Raw genomic sequence first — 18,294 nt, forward strand, 5'->3', positions numbered from 1 at the left:
GGTGCCGCAGGTTCAATAGGCAGTGAAATAGTGAGACAGTTATTAAAGTTTGATACAGGCCTCATTATAATGTGTGATCAGTCTGAAACTAGCCTTCATCATTTGTATCTTGAAGTTGAAGAAACTCATTCTCACACCAATTTCCATGCTTTTGTTGGTGATGTAAGGGATGAAAGAAGAATGGAATTTTTATTTGATACATATAAACCCCATTATGTATACCATGCTGCTGCTTATAAGCATGTGCCACTGATGGAAGATAATGCATCAGAAGCCGTAAAAACCAATGTTTTAGGTACCAAAACAATTGCAGACCTATCCGTAAAGCATGGTGTTCAAAAATTTGTAATGATATCTACAGATAAAGCTGTAAACCCTACTAATGTTATGGGGGCATCAAAGCGTATTGCCGAGATATATGTACAGTCATTAAATCGTTCAATAAGCAGTAAAGAGTTTAACTTTACTAATGGTTTAAGCTATTTAAATAATACCAAATCAAACACGCGCTTTATAACGACCCGGTTTGGCAATGTGCTTGGTTCAAATGGGTCGGTTATACCGCGTTTTAAACAGCAAATCGAAAAAGGCGGCCCTGTAACCGTGACACACCCTGAAATTACCCGTTATTTTATGACTATCCCAGAAGCTTGCCGATTAGTTTTAGAGGCAGGTTGTATGGGTAAAGGTGGCGAGATCTACATTTTTGATATGGGCAAATCTGTAAAAATTATCGAATTGGCTAAACGCATGATACGCCTTGCAGGATTGATACCTAACCAAGACATAAAAATTGAGTACACCGGATTAAGACCGGGTGAAAAATTATTTGAAGAACTGCTTAATGATCATGAAAATACAATGCCGACCCATCATGAAAAAATCATGATTGGGAAAGTAAGAGAGTATTTATTTGATGAAATTGAAGATCAGATATATAATGTAATTAAATGTGCAAAAAATAATAATGATTTACAAGTAGTTAAATCTATGAAACAAATAGTTCATGAGTTTAAAAGCCAAAATTCGGTTTTTGAAGAGTTGGATATGATAAAAGCCATTTTAAATGAATAAAAACTTAGTATTAGTTGCTTTTATTACTACTATACTATTATTCTCCTGCAAGCAACAAGTACGTAATGAAACGGTAGTTTATAGCAATGATTTTGAAGCCAACAATTTATCCGGTATAACTAACGGAACAATAACACAATATAATAATACTGCTGTATTAGGGTTATATAATAACAGTTATTTTTCGTTATTGGTAAACAACTTACCCAAGCACGATCTGGTAACCATTACCTTTGATTTATACATTCATGACAGTTGGGATGGAAATAAGCAATCGCCAGATGGTCCTGATATTTGGGAAATGAGTGTTGATGGAAACACTTTCATCAGTGCTACATTCTCTAACGCCCCCTGTGCTGGGGGCGGAGGTGTTTTTTGTCCACCTCAATCTTATCCGTTTAATTATCCAAGTAGTTTTAATAATCCTAAAACAGGTGCTTACAGAACCGACTTACCAGGAATTTGCCAATTAATAGGCGACCCAAATGGAACAACATTATATAAAATTGTAAAGACATTTAAGCATTCAAATTCTATATTGATACTAAAATGTTTAGATAAATTGGTTCAAACAAATTCATCGAATCCTAAATGCGATGAAAGCTGGTCTGTTGATAATATCAACATCAAGACTATTTCTTTATGAAGATAAAAAATGTAACCGTTATTGTATTGTTGTTTCTTTGCAGCTATGTTAAGGTATACGCACAATCATTACCGGTTGGTAGTACAGGGCTTGAAGATTATTATCGGCGACAGCAATTATTAGGCTTAACTGATACTACGGTTTCATTTACTGTAAGACCAATTATACCCAATTATATAAACAAACGAGCTGATACATTCTATCCTGATAGCACTGAGCAGAGATATAATTTATTAAATGCCGAAAGTACCTGGGTGTCAAAAGATGGAAAATTAAAAACAGTTTTATTGCCGTTGGTTTATCAAAGCCAGTTTAACTCGCACCATCCATATGGTTGGAATGATGGTGCAATGATACCCGCCAAAGGACTCCAAACATTTATGAGTGGGGGTATTTTTATACAATATGGGCTATTATCATTTCAATTTAAGCCTGAACTGGTTATAGCTGCAAACCCCGACTTTGAAAATTTAAATCTAAAACATTACGGTACTGTTTTTGCTCGGTACTATGATATTTATAATAATATTGATTTGCCGGTACAATTTGGAACCGGGACGTATACTAATATAGACTTTGGCCAAAGTAGTTTACGGCTTAACTATAAGTCGTTCTCTTTTGGATTATCTACTGAAAATTTATGGTGGGGGCCGGGTATCAGAAACTCATTATTAATGAGTAATACTGCCCCTGGCTTTGCGCATTTAACATTAAATACCAGGCGACCTGTTAAAACGCCTATTGGTACATTTGAAGGTCAGTTAATTGGTGGACGACTGCAAAACTCGGGGTTTGCACCACTTACGCCAGATTATTATTTTTTTGGCACTAATTTATATGTACCAAAGCCCAACAACTGGCGATACCTGGCAGGTATTGTTTTAACATGGCAGCCTAAATGGGTACCGGGTTTGTTTTTGGGATTTGATCAAAGTTCGCAATCATATGGTGCTAACCTTCATAGTTTAACAGACTATTTACCTCTTTTTTCTCCAATTAAAAAGATTAGTGCACCTGATGGCCCTATTAATAATCAAGATCAAAGGAGTTCATTATTTATGCGTTGGTTATGGCCGCAGGAACATGCCGAAATTTATTTTGAATGGGGGCATAGTAATACTACAGCAGATCTGACTCAATCTCTTTTAAGTCCTGACAAATCACGTGCATACATTTTTGGGCTGAGAAAACTTTTAACTCTTAACAAATCAACTAATGAGAATATTATGATCGGAGTTGAGGTTACGCAATTACAAGAAACTGATGTGAGTAAAGTATTACAAGGGGAAGAATGGTATGTAAGTAGAAATATAAGGCAGGGGTATACTAACAACGGCCAACTACTTGGTGCAGGTATAGGCCCCGGCGGTAATTTGCAATCATTAGATGTAAGCTGGGTAAAGGGCTTAAAAAGGTTGGGGCTGCAACTTGAAAGATATATACACGATAATGACACCTACTATTATATATTTTATGATAGCAGCGATTATTCACGGCATTGGGTGGATTTAAGCCTTGCGGCCAGTGGTGAATGGAACTATAAAAATTTGATTTTCAATGCCAAAGTACAAGGTATTAAATCCTTTGATTATCAATGGTATTTGATAGGCAATGGCGGCGACCCAGGCTTTATTCATCAAACAAGTGTATTTAATATGCAAGTGCAAGCAGGCGTTACCTATAGGTTTTAATTATGAGGAAGTTTTTTTTTATAATAACCGTATTCATTATAGCCTTATTTAAGGCAAATGCACAATCTATTCCTGTAGGCTCGCCCGTTTTTGACGATTATTATAGGCGAGAGCAGTTATTAGGAAAAGTAGATTCAAATTTCTCTTTTACAATTCGCCCTTTGTTCCCTGTCCAAAATAAAAAGGGGGGGGATGTTTTTGATCAGGATAGTAGTTTAAAAAAGGATCATTGGGTGGAAGCCGGTCCAATATCATTTGCCAAAAATTTAGGAAAGTTTCAGATTTTACCCTTAACATGGCAACAACAGTATAACTCAGACCATCCATACGGTTGGAATGATGGGCCTATGATCCCGGCTAGAGGTTATCAAACCATGGTTAGTGGTGGCTTTTATCTTAAGTTTGGCCCACTAAGCGTACAATTAAGGCCTGAATTTGTGTATGCGGATAATCAGCAATTTAATGGGTTTGCAACAGGACATTCTGCTACGGAGGTAGCAAACTATTTAAGTTATTATCGAGAAATAGATTGGCCGGAAAGTTATGGTACAAACGCCTATAGAAAGACATTTTTAGGTCAAAGTTATATTAGGTTAACATTTGATCCAATTTCTTTGGGGGTGTCAAGCGAAAATTTATGGTGGGGACCGGGAATTAGGAATTCTTTAATATTAAGTAATAACGCCCCCGGATTTAAGCATATAACGTTAAACACTATACGTCCTATAAAAACTTACGTTGGAGATTTCGAGGCACAAATAATAGCGGCTCATTTAGATGCTTCTAACTTTGCCCCACTATCGTTCGGAACAGTCCCAGATCCGATTAAAAGAACCAATCAGCGTTATTTTACCGGCATTAATATTAATTACCATCCTAAATGGGTACAGGGTTTGACAATTGGGTTAATAAGAACTTTTGACGCTTATCAAAAGGACGTTTCAGGTTTTGCTGCTTATTTCCCATTTTTTACACCATATTCAAAACAAGCAACTGTTGGGCAAGATGCCGGTATTGGAGATCCATTTCCAAGGGATCAAACAACCTCAATGTATTTAAGATGGTTGTTTACCAAAGCGCAGGCAGAGGTTTATTTTGAATATGGATTAAATGATAATTCCTACAATTTAAACGATTTTATTGGTACACCTGACCATTCCAGGGCCTATTTGTTTGGAATACGAAAAATGATACCGATAGGAGGTAAAAAAGATCAGCATATTTTAGTAAGCGGCGAAATTACACAACTTTCTCAGTCTATTGACAGGATAACGAGAAACTCGGGCGGTTGGTATTTACATTATCAAATAACAGAAGGGCATACTAATGAAGGTCAAATTCTTGGAGCCGGAACCGGATCAGGAGGGAATCTACAATCTATGAACATTAGTTGGGTCTCGGGTTTAAAAACTTTAGGATTAAGTTTTGATCGATATGAACATAACATTGATTTTCCGTATTCCCATGATATTGATGGAAACAGCGGCAAATGGGTTGATTTTGCTTTGGGCTTGCAGGGTGAATGGAATTACAAAAATTTAATGTTTAATGCCAAAATACAACATATAAAATCATTAAATTATGAATGGGTATTGAAGGATTATGATCCAAGCAAATACTACATCCCTCATAATGATGTTTATAACTTACATGCAGAATTAGGAATTACCTTTAGATTTTAATTTATTTCCTTTTACGAGTTAATAAAGCGTAAAAGCTAAAGCCAATTAATCCCAACAGCATCCCGGTTGGAATAGTTACAGAATATTTAAGTTTATTTTTGGTTAAAGGCAGCTCGGGCTCATCAACCACTTGTACTGTAGGTGTTTCTTGCGCAAGCATGGTCTTACTTGCTTCTAAATTTTTTACCGTTTCGGCATATACACTTGATAGTACCGTCTTATCCCGTTCCTTTACTTCAATATTGGCATTAGGATTGGTATAAGCGGGGTTGATATCTAATATATCCTGATTGGCGGCAGATGCCGAATAGGTTTTGCGGGTGAGTAATTTGCCAATGCTATCAGCAATTAATGATAGGCGATTCACATTGTTTCTTAACCGTTGTGTTTTAGTACTGATAAAAAATTCGGTGGATTGTTTGATCATACGAGTACAAAAAAGTTGGGCAAGTCTTTCGTCTTTCATGGTGGTATTAACCTCAAAAAAGCCCAATTTTTTATCGGTTTTAGTTATGCCAAACTGGCTATCTAAAATTAAAATAACCATCTCGTGCAATAAACTGTCCTGTAGCCTGGTATTATGCTTATCGTCAGCCGGGAATCGAATAATTTTACCATCCGGACTATATTTTAACCACTTATTGTCAAGCTTATAAACTGCGGCATATTTATCTGCCAGTGTTTGTGCAGTTGTACTGTCATAAGGGGTTAATAACGTAGCCTTCATTAATTTATGGCTTTTAATCAGCTCTTCAACGTTATCGCCGGCTAATACCCCACTTGCGCCCCCTAAACCATCAAGGTTAAAGCCAAACTGTCCTGCCAGGGCTGACAATCCACCTGCACCCCCTGCTGATTTCGAATCATCAACAACAAAAGTTAAGCGGGCTGTATATGTGGGCTTTTTATACCATGCAACAAAAGCCCCGGCTAATGCACAGATAATTAAAATGAGAGCTAATGTCTTTTTAAATTGGAGTACGTATTTAAAATCATTAAAACGATCGTTGAGCAGTTTTTTTAATGAAAACTCAGGTTCGTACGGGTATTGTTGATTTTCCTGGTTCATTACTTTTTAATTAAAATAGCCACAATACCAACTAAGGCTGTTAAAGCTGCCGAAATGCCGCCCAGGTCACCAAACCCTACGTGTAACCCTTCGTTTGGTGCTTTTTCGGGCACCACTATGGTACTTCCCGGTTTTACAGTTGGGTAGCTACGGAAAAATAGGAAGTGCCTTACCGGCTTATTTAAGCCGTTAGGATATTTTATGTAAGCGCCTTTTAACCTCGCGTTTTCCTTAACGCCGGCAGCAGCGTTAATGTAATACTTAAAACGTCCGCTTTTATAGTTTATATATTGTGGGTTATTTACTGCGCCCGAAACTTCAACATACGATATGACACGCGGAACGTACACACTATCGCCCGGAAGCAATATCATTTTACTCTTGTTTATATTGTCGGTACCGGCGTTTTTAAGGTCAAGGTTAACCCGTACACCCTTTCTGTAAACCTGTGTATTTTCAAGCGAGCCATAAGGCGTAACGCCCCCGGCCCTTTGCAAAAACTCAAGCGCTGTTTCATCTCGTTTTAGTACAGGATAATCGCTCGGAAATACAACCTCACCCTTTATAACAACACTACCCAATCCATGATAATTAGGAAGGCGGGGTACATTAATAACATCCATAGGCTGCAATTCATCATCGCGGTGAGGATCAGCCTTGTTATCCATATTAACAATAAAGGTTGATGACAATTGGTTAGCTACGCTATCAGATTCGTTTTTTATTATTCTTGTTATCTCAACACGATGATCAGCCGCCTCTTCGGCAAAGCCGCCTGCCATAGCAATTACATCATCCAGCTTAATACCCTTGCGATATGGTATAACCGCAGGCTGCCTTACATATCCCTGAATACTTATATGAAGGTTAGACATAAATATACTTTTGTCCAATATTACAACAGTATCTTCCCGAAGTAGAGGCACATCATTTTTGCCGGCAACAATATCAGCCGGTACAAACGATATTTGCGTTTTTTCCAGATTAGGAAGTGTACGTTTAATATAGCCCAATGTTGTATACGCTTCGGGCTTAAGGCCTTCGGCTGATTTTAAAAGTTGAGCCAGGCTAAAACCCGCAGTAAGTTCGTAAACGTCGGGGCGGTAAACAGAGCCCTGCAAAACTATTCTGTTGGTATACCTGTCCGTGATCGCTCCAATTTCTATCTTATCGCCATCGTGCGGGGTATAGTTTGAAAATAAATTTGCCGGTACATCTTTTACCTCGCGCTGTAACGCATTTATCTGGTCAACCTTGGCTATGCCTCTGTATGCTTTATCGGTGAAGCCTCCAGCATATTCTATCAGGTCTTCCAACTTTTCATCGTCCTTTAATTCATAAATAGCGGGGTTCTTTACTTCCCCACTTATACTTACCCGTTTTTTATAAACCGGTATTCTTATTACGTCCTGGTCTTCAAGTCTGACATTACTACCGATAATTCCTTTTTGTAAAAAATTGTAAAAATCAATTACCTTATAAACTTTATTGTTCCTGATTATACTGATATAACGTAAAGACCCATTTTTGTTTGGCCCGTCTGATAAGTATAAAGCAAAATATAAAGTTGATAATGAAGATAGCGTATAAGATCCAGGTGCTTTTACTTCGCCCGTAACAATTATTTTTATGCTGCGTGTATTACCTAAATTTACAGTTAACTGTGATTTACCCGACTTTAAGGCAGGATACACCTTACTCATTTTGGCCTTTATCAAACTGGTAGCCTGTTCAATAGTAAAGCCATTAACATATACCAAACCCGCATAAGGCACTTGTAAATTCCCCTCGGGGGTAACTTTTGTTACTACGCTGCTTTCATTTAAGCCGGTTAGTAAAACTATTATATTATCACCAGGGCCCAATACATATCCTTTTGGCGTGGCGATATTAAAGCTGGGATCAAAAGTTTTATTGGGATTATTAAAAAAATCAGCACCATATATGGGTAGTGATGCAATTGCCGATACGGCTTTAACAGGGGGCTTTATTACAGTTGAATCATTGTCTCTTGAATAATCAATCTTTTTCTTTTCCGCGGTTGAGGCGGTACGTGTAATTGCCTTTTTATTTAAGCCTAACAAGGTAACACGGGTTTTAAATGCTTCTATTTCGTCAGGAGCAACCCCTTTTTGTGCCATTAACTTATAAGCCTCCTGCTCTGGTATGCCAGCGTCTGTTATCTTTTTCCACATTGCAGTTATTTGATCGTCAGTAGCCATACTAACTTTCAAGTTTTGCATGTTACTTAATGAAAAATCCTGGGCTGTTGCAGGTTTTACGGCTATAGTTAAAGTAAAAAGCAGTATATATAACAGGTATTTAATGCGCATGAATTAGTTTAGTATGATGTAAGTAATGCAAATATAAAATATATATCGGTGTGTAGGTTAATATTAGCAATGGTATAGCCACACATAGTTTGGTATTAAAAACACTGTATTGAAACGTTACAATCCCGGTATTAGTTTTTGCAAGCCTTCAAAATGTTTTTTGTTGTTAATAAGTTGGTTAATATGTTGTTTAGCTTCGAGTCCCATTTGCTCGGTCATGCCGGGATTGTTAATTAATAACTTAATTAATCCGGCCAATTGGATGGCATTGCCCGGTTCAAACAAAAAGCCTGTTTTGTTATTAATAACCATTTCGGGTATACCGCCAATGGCAGCACCAATAACTGGTTTGCCCAGGGCCATTGCCTCAACCACAGTAAATCCCAATACCTCATAACACTCTGACGGGCATATTAAAAAATTTGCCCCATTAATTACCTGTAAGGTTTCCAGCCTGTTTTTCTTGCCCATAAAATAAACATTGCTCAACAGGTTTTCTTCTTTAAATCTTTTTAGCTCCTTTTCCTGTGTGCCATCACCCACAATTTTAAGTTTAATACCGGGGCAGTTTTGCATAGCTTTTAACAAGGTATGTACGCCTTTTATTTTTTCCAGCCGTCCTACAAATACAATATAAGGGACTTCAACAGGTAAGGCAATTAGTTTGGCTTCTTCAACAGCTGCATAATTATAGCCATGATACAGTTGAACTAATTTTTCATTAAAAAAATTAAACTGCTTGTATTTTTTGTACTGAAAAACAGAAGGACATACGTAATGATCTACATAGGCATAATAGTTAAGGTATTTATGTACGTAGTTTTCCAAAGCAGCAACGGTACTTGCAAGATATGAGCCTTTTTTACACGAATGCGTAATACAATTATAAAACTTGCCGCCAAAACAGCGCTCACATATCTCCCCATGACTAACAAAAATACTGTCAGGACAAATAGGGGTATATTCATGTAAGGTCCATATAATGGGTATGTTTTTTTGCTTTAATATTTTTAAAATGGTCGGGGTTATATAATGATGGATAACATTTATATGTGCGAAATCAATTTTAACATCTGCTAAAAGTCGTTCAAGATTATGCTGCGCTTCGTACGAGTAAATACTTTTCATTACAACTTTTACCCCGGCTGTTAAACTGCGTTTGTTGACTTTTTTGTAATCAATATTTTCAATAAAATAGTCGGAGTACTTAGTTGGGAGATTCCTGTCGTCCTTCATAGCAAACGGTATAACCTTATGGCCTTTTTGCTCATAAATATTTACTAAATTTTCAACGTATGTCCAATCCCCCCCGGTAGCATACCAAGCCCAGTTTACAACAAGAATATTCATTTAATAAGCCTTAACATAATTTAAAGTTTATAGCAAATAAACCCAAAGATGATTGCATTTATTGTATATTACAAGATGGGTCAAAGTTAATATTTAAAGTAACTGAAAGCATGAATAGAATAACTAAAACCCCTTTACTTATCAATCTCTTTAATTATTTTGTTTTTGCCGGGTAATATCAAACCAAACCAAATTCAAATAGTTATGTTTGTTGCATTAATAAGTACTGCTACATGTAGTATTTACTTCAATAATAGTAGGATAGTTTTTATGCTGAAAAGCTTCACGAAAAATTTTGCAATTAATATCTCGATAAAAAACAGACAAAAAAAATATCGGTATTTTATAGAACAAATAGAACCTAATAGAAATTCTAAAATTTTAGATGTTGGTTTTACCGAAGATGATGCTTATCCTGGTGTTAATTTTTTAGAAAAGAACTATCCCTACAAAGAAAATATAACCGCACTGGGCATTGAAGATGCACCAAACTTTAAAAAAAATTTTCCGGAGGTTAACGTGGTTAAATATGATGGAAGTTATTTTCCTTTTAAGGATAAGGAATTTGACATAGCGTGGTCAAACGCAGTAATTGAACATGTAGGCTGCCATGATAAGCAATTACTTTTTTTGAGTGAATTGTTACGTACAAGTAAAAGTATTTTTATTACCACTCCAAATCGTTGGTTCCCTATTGAAGTACATACCAGGTTACCTTTCCTGCATTTTTTGCCTAAAAAATATTTTGATAAGATTTTACCCTTGTTTAGTAAAGCATGGGCTGCAGGCGATTATATGAATTTGCTGAGTGTAAGCGATGTTAAAAAAATGTTAAAGCAACTTAACGTGAAAAAGTATACTATAAAAAGGAATAGGAAATTTTTTGCAACAATGGATTTTGTTTTAATTGTAAGGCAATAAGCCCCCTAAGTTTAATCGGGTTTATGATAATTATTAGATTATTATAAACTCAAACATATTTTAATATTCTGTGTTTGTATAAATACTATACAGCAAATTTTAATTTATATAATAAAATCTAGTTTTAACAGCGATTTTGAAAAAATATCGCAATAGTAAAGCAAAAAGAATTAAATTTGAGAGGTGAAATCTACTTTTAGAGATTTGTAGTTATGGTTAATATTTATAGGTTTCACAATCGTCCTGATGTCTACATATGAAGAAAAAAATTTACATTGCTGGTGCCGGGGGAATGCTTGGAGAAGCTTTTTACCGCATATTTAAAAACGATTATGAGCTTAAGTGTACTGATAAGGATGTAAATGAACAATGGCTTAGTTTTTTAGATTTTCGCGATTTTGAAAAATATAAAAAAGATGTAGAGGCTTTTAATCCCGATTATTTGTTTCATTTAGGTGCCTATACCGATCTGGAATATTGCGAACTTAACCTGGAAGACACTTATCTTACAAACACCACTGCTGTAGAAAATGCCGTATTTATAGCTAATAAGTTAAATATACCAATGCTGTATATTAGTACAGCAGGCATATTTGACGGTACCAAAGATTTTTATGATGATTGGGACGAACCTAATCCGCTTGGACATTACGCACGATCAAAATATATGGGCGAGCGTTATGTGCGCGAAAATGCCAACCGCTATATAATTTGCCGTGCAGGATGGATGATGGGTGGTGGGCCTTACAAAGACAAGAAATTTATAAATAAGATCATTAAACAATTGGCAAGCGGTAAACGCGAGTTGCATATTGTAAATGATAAAGATGGTACACCAACATTTACGGTAGATTTTGCTAAAAATGTAAAGCTGCTGATTGAACGTGAATATTGGGGCTTGTATAACCTGGTTTGTAATGGTGAAACAAGCAGAAGGGAAGTAGCCGAAGAACTGGTTGACATATTAGGGTTAAAAGATACGGTGGTTTTTAATGAGGTAACATCCAGCTATTTTAAAGATACCTATTTTGCCCCGCGTCCGCCTTCAGAACGTCTTATAAACAGGAAACTGGAGTTAAGGAATATGAATATTATGCGCGATTGGAAAGTTGCCCTACGTGAATATATTGCTGATTATTATACAGATTATTTGGAAGAAAAAAATATACCTGTAATAAAAGAAGATATAACTACATTATAAATATTACTTTCGGTAATGCGTATTGCTGCTTTTGGTTTTCGGTCAATACCTTTGGCAAAAGGAGCAGCCGGGGCAGATAAATTTGCCCTTGAATTATTTCCCAGATTAGTTAAACGGGGGCATCAAGTAATTGCCTATAACAGACAATACCCTGATGTATTTGTTGATGTTACGGCGTATAAAGGTGTACAAATAAAAACCTTTAAAACCACGTCAGTCAAAGGTTTTGATACCCTTTTGCACTCCCTCAAATGTACTTTTGATATTATTTTTAATAACACCGCCGATATTGTACATATACAAAATGGTGGTAATAGTATTTGGGCAATACCTTTAAGGTTATTTAGAAAAAAGGTGTTCATCAGTCAGGACGGTGTTGATTGGAAACGCGATAAGTGGTCGTGGTACGGTAAATTATATCTTAAAGCATCATCATTTATTACTGCATACATTCCCAACCAGGTAATATTTGATAATATTATAGCCAAAAAGCTTTTTGAGGATAAATTTAAAAGGAAATATAAATTTATTCCGTTTGGGAGTGAGGTAGAGCCCGATACCGGAAATACGGATATTTTGCAAAAATTGGGAGTAGATAAAGGTGATTATTATTTATTTGTTGGACGGTTTATACCAGACAAAGGGCTGCACTATTTAATACCCGCGTTTAAAAATTCAAACTCTGGCAAAAAGCTTGTTTTAATTGGCGGTTCACCTAACCCATCACCCTATGAACAGGAGTTAAGAGATATGGCTAATGATAAGGTAATATTTGCAGGTTACATATATGGGGCTGATGTAACTACGCTGATGTGTAACTGCTATTGTTATATACAGCCATCAGATGTTGAAGGACTATCGCCTGTTGTTTTAACTGTAATGGGGTTAAACGTACCCATTATAGTAAGTGATATTGCAGAAAATCAATATGCGGTTGCTGATGCGGCCCGTATGTTTAATAAGGCCGATGTAGAGTCATTAACCGATGTAATATGCTTTTGCGAGGCAAACTATCCCCAAATGTTAGCGCTCGCTAAAAAAGCTCAGGAGCGTGCCTTAAACGTATTTAACTGGGAAAAGGTAGCCGATGACCACGTAGAGGTTTTTATGACAGCTTAACTAGTAATTTTTCTCATAACATCATGCATGCTTTTTTATAATCCTCAGGCACACCGATATCAATAAACGTATCATTAAAAATCATTCCGTTTATTGAGCCGTAATGCACACATTTTTCCAACACCTCAGCTTCAAACGAAAAAACGTCAGGTAAACTATTAAAGTTAATCGCTTTTTTATTAACTATATATATACCTCCATTAATCAATCCTTCCCTAAGGTGTTGTTTTTCATTAAAGCTTATAATTTTGTTGTTCAATATTTTTACGCTGCCATACCTGTCAAAATCCGTCATGTGCTTTAACGCAATAGATATATCACTTTTATTGTTTTGATGAAAGTCCGCAAAGCGATTAACATCAATAGGGAAATAGGTATCACCATTAACTATTAAAACGTTGTCTTCGACAGTTTTACTTAAAGCATATTTAATAGCCCCGCCAGTACCTAAGGGTTTGTTTTCAGTAGCATATTTGATGGATATGCCCTTATAATTGGTATTAAAATGATTGAAAATAACATCGGCCTTGTATCCTATCGAAAGCGTCACGTTGTTAACCGGAAAATTAGATAACCACTCAAATATGTAATGTAAAAAAGGGGTGCCGTTAATTGGTGCCATAGGTTTAGGGATATCTTTTACAATATCACGCAATCTTGTGCCTAAACCACCGGCTAATATAATTGCTTCCATAAACTTTTGTATTTGTATAAATAACTAAACACGTTCATTACTTGTTAATCTTCCAGCCATGGCAACCACCCTCGCTAAATTGAAATGGAACAATTTCTCCGTCTTTATTTTTTTTCAATGAATTGATAATATCAATTTTTTTTGTCGGGTCAATTACGAACATAATAAAACCGCCGCCACCTGCACCTGATACCTTACCGGCAATAGCCCCGGCCTTTAAAGTTCTTTTTACTATACTATCAATATGATTATTGGTTATTGATTTGGCCATTTGTTTTTTGTTTTCCCATGCGCCGCCTAAAATATTTGCGTATGAACCAATATCGCCTTTTAAAATAGCCTCTTTCATATGTAATGAGCTTTGTTTTATTTGATGCATCGCATCAATAGCTACGGTATTGCCTGCTAATGTGTTTGCCTTTTGTTCATCAATAATTTGCGCGGACGAGCGCGACGCCCCGGTATAGTAAAGAAGCATACTTGATTCTAACTCATCAATTATCCATCTTTTTACACGTAAGGGATTAACCACTACCCGGTCATCATTAAAAAATTCCATAAAATTAAAACCGCCAAATGTTGCTGCATACTGGTCTTGCTTGCCTCCGCTTAAGTTTAGATCATTACGCTCAATTTCATAAGCAAGATGTGCTATTTCGTACTCACCCAAGGGTAGCCCTAACCATTCTGTAAAAGCCTTTACAATGGCTACAACCATTGCAGATGATGAGCCCAGGCCGCTGCCCGGAGGTGCATCAGAATAAGTTGTTATTTCAAATGATAATGGTTTGGTTATTTTAAAATCTTTTACAATTCTGTTATAAACGCCTTTATGCAAATCCAATATGCCGTCCATTGGTAATTGTAATGATGAGCTGTATGATACCGATTTATTGATATCGGGGGCAATTAATTTGATAAGCTTATTTCTGGTTTCTTTAATGGTGCAATAGGCGTATAAATTGATGGTTGCATTTAAAACAAGTCCACCGTATAAATCGCTATATGGCGAAACATCACTTCCACCACCCGCAAGGCCTAAACGGAGGGGTGCTTTTGAACGTATAATCATTATTTTATATCGACTTTTATTTAAAAATACTAAGTAGCTAAGGTACTGACTCTTTTGTCAGGATATTAATGTGGCTTTTTTAAAAATATCAACTATTTGCTTTGCTGTAGCCTGCCATGAAAAATCCTTTAAACGTTGCTGGCCCATGCTTATCATTTTTTTTTGTAAGCCAGTGTCTTGTAATACAGTATGTATTTTATCGGCAATATCGCCTACATTATAAGGATCGAATGATAAAACCGCATCGCCACCAACTTCCTGCAGGCAGGTATTGTTAGCTACCAATACCGGTAAATTATGCGAAAAGCCTTCTAAAACACCTAACCCGAAGCCTTCATTTAACGATGGAAAAACATACATTAACGCGCTATTATAAAGTTCTTCAACCTCGACATCAGTTAAATAACCGGGAATTACCACTGCGTTTTTTAGATCGTGTTTTTCAATAGCATTAAGTATTGATTCATAATCGTTATCAAACTTGCTGGTTGACAATGGGCCGGCCAAAACCAACTTTAATTCCGGGTACCCGGTTTTTTTAATTTCAGCGAAAGCATTTACCAGCGCCACCAAATTTTTCCTTTTAAACATAGCACCAACATGCAAAATGTAATTAGTTGGTGTAACAGATAAACTTTTTAAGAATTGATTCGGATTATTAGCAGTTTCATGATGATCAACCCTTTTGGGGCCACCATCATACACCACAATTAATTTGTCGGGCGCTAGTGTCGTAAAATTAACTATTTGTTTCTTGCCATAAAATGTTTTAGTGATAACGAACGATGATCTTTTTGCCGCCGGGATAGCCGTATTTTCATAAAGCCATAACCATAACTTTCCATAATTATCAGGCGATTCAAAAAAAAATGCATCATGAATGGTGGCAACAGTTTTATAATTTAGATGTATATAGGGTACACAATCATCAACGCAAAAAACAATATCGCATTTTTTTGACCATGCTTTTATAGGCAAAATCAATTGTTTCCATAGCTGATACCTGAAATGTCCAATCCATTTCAGTAGTTTATTGTTGCCTGTATAAATTGGAAAAGATGTGTCTAAAAAATGAAAACAAAGATCATCTCCGGCTAAATTTTCAAATTCTTTACGTAATTCTCCAAGGTAGCTCCTGATTCCTGTTTTAGCCACCCTTGCAACGCGCACATCTACTCCAATTGTTAAGGGCTTTTTTATCATATTTAGTTTTTGTGTTATTTAACAGGATTAAATATTACGGGTTTTTATCAATTTTGCAGGTACGCCTGCTAGTACCGAATTTGCAGGAAAAGATTTATTAACTACACTGCCTGCCGCCACAACGCAACCATCACCTAAAATAACTCCGGCTAAAATAGTGCAACCGGCACCCAGCCAACAATTATTGCCAATGATAACTGCTTGTTTGGTTACTCCCTGCTCTTTTATAGTTAAAAGTGTATCATCAAAAACATGATTTTCTGAAAATATTTGCACATTTGGCCCCATAATTACGTCATTGCCGATAGTAATACCGCCCTGACCGGCCAGGTAGGCCCGGGCGCTGATGCCAGTGCGGTTACCAATAACAATGCCGGTTCCTTTTTGTGCTATTACACCTGTACAAAACAAAATAGAATCGCGGGCTATAGAAACATGATCACCCAGTTGAATACCGTTTGCTGATAAGGCGTTAACACTCACATTGTCTTCCAATATCAAATTTTTGCCAGCGGATAGCTGGTAACCGTGTCTTACCTTAACCCGGCGGCCTATAAATAATAATCCGGCTGATCTTTTTAAGAACGGTTTTAAAAACAGCCCTCTTATTATTTGTAATATTCTAACCGTACTTATGCAAAGCATATCTGGTAATGAATAACTACTTTCCCATTTATAGTTGGGGTCGTTTTTTAATATTTTAATAATTTTTTCAATCATTAGGCACCGGAGATAATGCTTTTGTGGGGACTTTACTCATAATTAGACTTATAAGCAATCCTGATAAAAACCAATTCATATACGATAAATAAGTTGATGACTCTATTTCAGTAGTTAATGTAGATATTAAAAGTCCGACTTTTATAAAAAAAACGGCCATGCAAATTTTTCTTTCCTTACCTTTTAATACATGGAGCCATTTAAAGCTTACTTTAATAAGCATTATATATATAGTCAGGTATAAAATTGCCGCTATTATTCCGGCCTGAACACCAAGGATGATCATTTGATTTTCGCCGCCAATGTTTTCATTTAAACTGGCGCCAACCCTTCCGGATGAGCCTAACCCTATGCCAAATGGATGCTGGGCCATTGATATAATTCCCTCGGTCCATGCCAGCAAATGGCCTAAGCTTGATGGGTCACTAAAATCAATAGTATTCAAAAGTACTGCGATAAGGCCGCTATGATTATTTTCAAACTGGCAAAATAAGTATATAACATAAACAGCGGCCAAAATAAAGGCGTACTGAATGGCACGAGTGATGAGTTTTTTCTTTGTTAATAGCGCGTATACATAAATCATTAAGAAATAACTCGCCAATGGCGCACGTGATAAAGCAAACACGATTGATAAAAGCGTGGCCCCCAGGGCAAGTAAGCTAATACTATTGATTTTAAATTTGTTGTCGTCAGTTGTATATAAGCCCATAATTACAGCAAGAGCAAGCAGCGTAGCTTCGGCATGTTCAAGGGGACTTGTAAAAAAGCTGGCAAACCGTATGTAACCACTATCCGAGGTAAAGCCTTCTTCCAACCCCAGAGATCCCTCTTTTTGGAGGTTGTAATAATGGTAGCTGTAATCAAAATAGCCGGAATGAAATTGTAGGGGGCTTTGAAAAATCACTTCAACAACAACCACCGCAGCCGCTGCAATTGTTAACAGTATTATATAGTTAAAATACTTATTAATGTAAATCATTTTTGGATCAAAGGAACGCCCTGTAAAATAGACCACAACGTAAAAACAAATGCTTTTTAAAGATACCAGCCGGCCTGTAAGAGCCAGGCCGCCGATAGGGAGCAGGGCATAAATAATGAGGTATAAAAAAAAGAAAAATATTAAATAGTCAATAAGGTGAAGCCTGGGGCGATGTTTTAAGCCTGCTATATTTAAAACAAGTACACTAACTATAAGCAGTTCTTTAAATGACTGCATAAAAGGAATATAATCTTTAAGACCAAATGTAAAAGCGACCGACATGGCGGTAGTATACATCGATAATCCAAAAATCAGGTATGTCAATATCCCGCTGGTATTGCCTTTATATATTTCCCTTACGGCTGCAATAAATGAAGTAATATAGATTAACAGGAAAATAATAAACATGCCGGTGTGTTAACTTTGAGGCCAAATTAGGGTTTTTGGCTGAAATTTCATTTTTTCATCATTATTATACAGGATATGATTCATGATTTTATGAATAACACAATTTGGTTTACAAGGCAATAAGTTATA

At 36.4% G+C, this 18,294-nt stretch carries 15 protein-coding genes; 7 read left to right on the top strand and 8 right to left on the bottom strand.

Annotated elements, in window-relative coordinates; translation table 11 throughout:
• The 4 genes from ABI367_RS14875 to ABI367_RS14890 all read left to right on the top strand — a co-directional run.
• Positions 1–1,074 (top strand): UDP-N-acetylglucosamine 4,6-dehydratase family protein (locus tag ABI367_RS14875; RefSeq protein WP_462227524.1); only part of this gene is annotated, 1,074 nt, incomplete at its 5' end.
• Complete coding sequence (locus tag ABI367_RS14880; protein WP_462227525.1) at positions 1,067–1,720, top strand: hypothetical protein; 654 nt, start codon at positions 1,067–1,069, stop codon at positions 1,718–1,720. The genes ABI367_RS14875 and ABI367_RS14880, both read left to right, overlap by 8 nt.
• Positions 1,717–3,411 carry a capsule assembly Wzi family protein gene (locus tag ABI367_RS14885; protein WP_462227526.1) on the top strand — a complete coding sequence of 565 codons (1,695 nt, stop codon included), beginning with the start codon at positions 1,717–1,719 and terminating at the stop codon, positions 3,409–3,411. Before ABI367_RS14880 ends, ABI367_RS14885 begins: the two co-directional genes overlap by 4 nt.
• Positions 3,412–3,413: 2 nt before the next feature.
• Positions 3,414–5,093 (top strand): capsule assembly Wzi family protein, encoded by a 1,680-nt coding sequence (locus ABI367_RS14890; protein WP_462227527.1) that lies wholly within the window; start codon positions 3,414–3,416, stop codon positions 5,091–5,093.
• Between the two features lies 1 nt (position 5,094).
• Here ABI367_RS14890 and ABI367_RS14895 read toward each other — a convergent pair whose 3' ends face one another.
• From ABI367_RS14895 to ABI367_RS14905, 3 genes are all read right to left on the bottom strand, one after another.
• The gene (locus ABI367_RS14895; RefSeq protein WP_462227528.1) at positions 5,095–6,162 is read right to left on the bottom strand and encodes a GumC domain-containing protein; all 1,068 of its coding nucleotides are present in this window, start codon (positions 6,160–6,162) and stop codon (positions 5,095–5,097) included.
• The gene (locus ABI367_RS14900) at positions 6,162–8,495 is read right to left on the bottom strand and encodes an SLBB domain-containing protein (RefSeq protein WP_462227529.1); all 2,334 of its coding nucleotides are present in this window, start codon (positions 8,493–8,495) and stop codon (positions 6,162–6,164) included. Before ABI367_RS14900 ends, ABI367_RS14895 begins: the two co-directional genes overlap by 1 nt.
• A 117-nt stretch (positions 8,496–8,612) precedes the next feature.
• Positions 8,613–9,845 (bottom strand): glycosyltransferase family 4 protein, encoded by a 1,233-nt coding sequence (locus ABI367_RS14905; protein ID WP_462227530.1) that lies wholly within the window; start codon positions 9,843–9,845, stop codon positions 8,613–8,615.
• A 204-nt stretch (positions 9,846–10,049) separates the two neighbouring features.
• On the opposite strand from ABI367_RS14905, the gene ABI367_RS14910 reads away from it, so the two are divergent.
• From ABI367_RS14910 to ABI367_RS14920, 3 genes are all read left to right on the top strand, one after another.
• Positions 10,050–10,766: a methyltransferase domain-containing protein gene (locus ABI367_RS14910; RefSeq protein ID WP_462227531.1), complete on the top strand. Its 717-nt coding sequence runs from the start codon at positions 10,050–10,052 to the stop codon at positions 10,764–10,766.
• A 256-nt stretch (positions 10,767–11,022) separates the two neighbouring features.
• Positions 11,023–11,967, top strand: coding sequence for an SDR family oxidoreductase (locus ABI367_RS14915; RefSeq protein WP_462227532.1), 945 nt, complete (start codon positions 11,023–11,025; stop codon positions 11,965–11,967).
• A 15-nt stretch (positions 11,968–11,982) separates the two neighbouring features.
• Positions 11,983–13,086 (top strand): glycosyltransferase, encoded by a 1,104-nt coding sequence (locus tag ABI367_RS14920; protein WP_462227533.1) that lies wholly within the window; start codon positions 11,983–11,985, stop codon positions 13,084–13,086.
• Between the two features lie 13 nt (positions 13,087–13,099).
• On the opposite strand, the gene ABI367_RS14925 is transcribed toward ABI367_RS14920, so the two are convergent.
• From ABI367_RS14925 to ABI367_RS14945, 5 genes are read right to left on the bottom strand one after another with little or no spacing between them, the layout of a single operon-like run.
• On the bottom strand, positions 13,100–13,780 hold the full coding sequence (locus tag ABI367_RS14925; RefSeq protein ID WP_462227534.1) for a nucleotidyltransferase family protein: 681 nt from the start codon (positions 13,778–13,780) through the stop codon (positions 13,100–13,102).
• Between the two features lie 37 nt (positions 13,781–13,817).
• Positions 13,818–14,852: a GHMP family kinase ATP-binding protein gene (locus ABI367_RS14930; RefSeq protein ID WP_462227536.1), complete on the bottom strand. Its 1,035-nt coding sequence runs from the start codon at positions 14,850–14,852 to the stop codon at positions 13,818–13,820.
• A gap of 57 nt (positions 14,853–14,909) precedes the next feature.
• The gene (locus ABI367_RS14935; protein ID WP_462227537.1) at positions 14,910–16,055 is read right to left on the bottom strand and encodes a glycosyltransferase family 4 protein; all 1,146 of its coding nucleotides are present in this window, start codon (positions 16,053–16,055) and stop codon (positions 14,910–14,912) included.
• Positions 16,056–16,082: 27 nt separating this feature from the next.
• On the bottom strand, positions 16,083–16,775 hold the full coding sequence (locus tag ABI367_RS14940) for an acyltransferase (RefSeq protein WP_462227538.1): 693 nt from the start codon (positions 16,773–16,775) through the stop codon (positions 16,083–16,085).
• The gene (locus ABI367_RS14945; protein WP_462227539.1) at positions 16,768–18,165 is read right to left on the bottom strand and encodes an O-antigen ligase family protein; all 1,398 of its coding nucleotides are present in this window, start codon (positions 18,163–18,165) and stop codon (positions 16,768–16,770) included. Before ABI367_RS14945 ends, ABI367_RS14940 begins: the two co-directional genes overlap by 8 nt.
• Between the last annotated feature and the right edge of the window lie 129 nt (positions 18,166–18,294).

The sequence above is a fragment of the Mucilaginibacter sp. genome (assembly GCF_039935595.1).
Classification (GTDB): Bacteria; Bacteroidota; Bacteroidia; order Sphingobacteriales; family Sphingobacteriaceae; genus Mucilaginibacter.

What these genes read in the sequence shown, in the direction of transcription:
- ABI367_RS14880 (WP_462227525.1), top strand. Translation starts at nt 1,067, where the DNA reads ATGAATAAAAACTTAGTATTAGTTGCTTTTATTACTACTATACTATTA.
- ABI367_RS14885 (WP_462227526.1), top strand. Translation starts at nt 1,717, where the DNA reads ATGAAGATAAAAAATGTAACCGTTATTGTATTGTTGTTTCTTTGCAGC.
- ABI367_RS14890 (WP_462227527.1), top strand. Translation starts at nt 3,414, where the DNA reads ATGAGGAAGTTTTTTTTTATAATAACCGTATTCATTATAGCCTTATTT.
- ABI367_RS14895 (WP_462227528.1), bottom strand. Translation starts at nt 6,162, where the DNA reads ATGAACCAGGAAAATCAACAATACCCGTACGAACCTGAGTTTTCATTA.
- ABI367_RS14900 (WP_462227529.1), bottom strand. Translation starts at nt 8,495, where the DNA reads ATGCGCATTAAATACCTGTTATATATACTGCTTTTTACTTTAACTATA.
- ABI367_RS14905 (WP_462227530.1), bottom strand. Translation starts at nt 9,845, where the DNA reads ATGAATATTCTTGTTGTAAACTGGGCTTGGTATGCTACCGGGGGGGAT.
- ABI367_RS14910 (WP_462227531.1), top strand. Translation starts at nt 10,050, where the DNA reads ATGTTTGTTGCATTAATAAGTACTGCTACATGTAGTATTTACTTCAAT.
- ABI367_RS14915 (WP_462227532.1), top strand. Translation starts at nt 11,023, where the DNA reads ATGAAGAAAAAAATTTACATTGCTGGTGCCGGGGGAATGCTTGGAGAA.
- ABI367_RS14920 (WP_462227533.1), top strand. Translation starts at nt 11,983, where the DNA reads ATGCGTATTGCTGCTTTTGGTTTTCGGTCAATACCTTTGGCAAAAGGA.
- ABI367_RS14925 (WP_462227534.1), bottom strand. Translation starts at nt 13,780, where the DNA reads ATGGAAGCAATTATATTAGCCGGTGGTTTAGGCACAAGATTGCGTGAT.
- ABI367_RS14930 (WP_462227536.1), bottom strand. Translation starts at nt 14,852, where the DNA reads ATGATTATACGTTCAAAAGCACCCCTCCGTTTAGGCCTTGCGGGTGGT.
- ABI367_RS14935 (WP_462227537.1), bottom strand. Translation starts at nt 16,055, where the DNA reads ATGATAAAAAAGCCCTTAACAATTGGAGTAGATGTGCGCGTTGCAAGG.
- ABI367_RS14940 (WP_462227538.1), bottom strand. Translation starts at nt 16,775, where the DNA reads ATGATTGAAAAAATTATTAAAATATTAAAAAACGACCCCAACTATAAA.
- ABI367_RS14945 (WP_462227539.1), bottom strand. Translation starts at nt 18,165, where the DNA reads ATGTTTATTATTTTCCTGTTAATCTATATTACTTCATTTATTGCAGCC.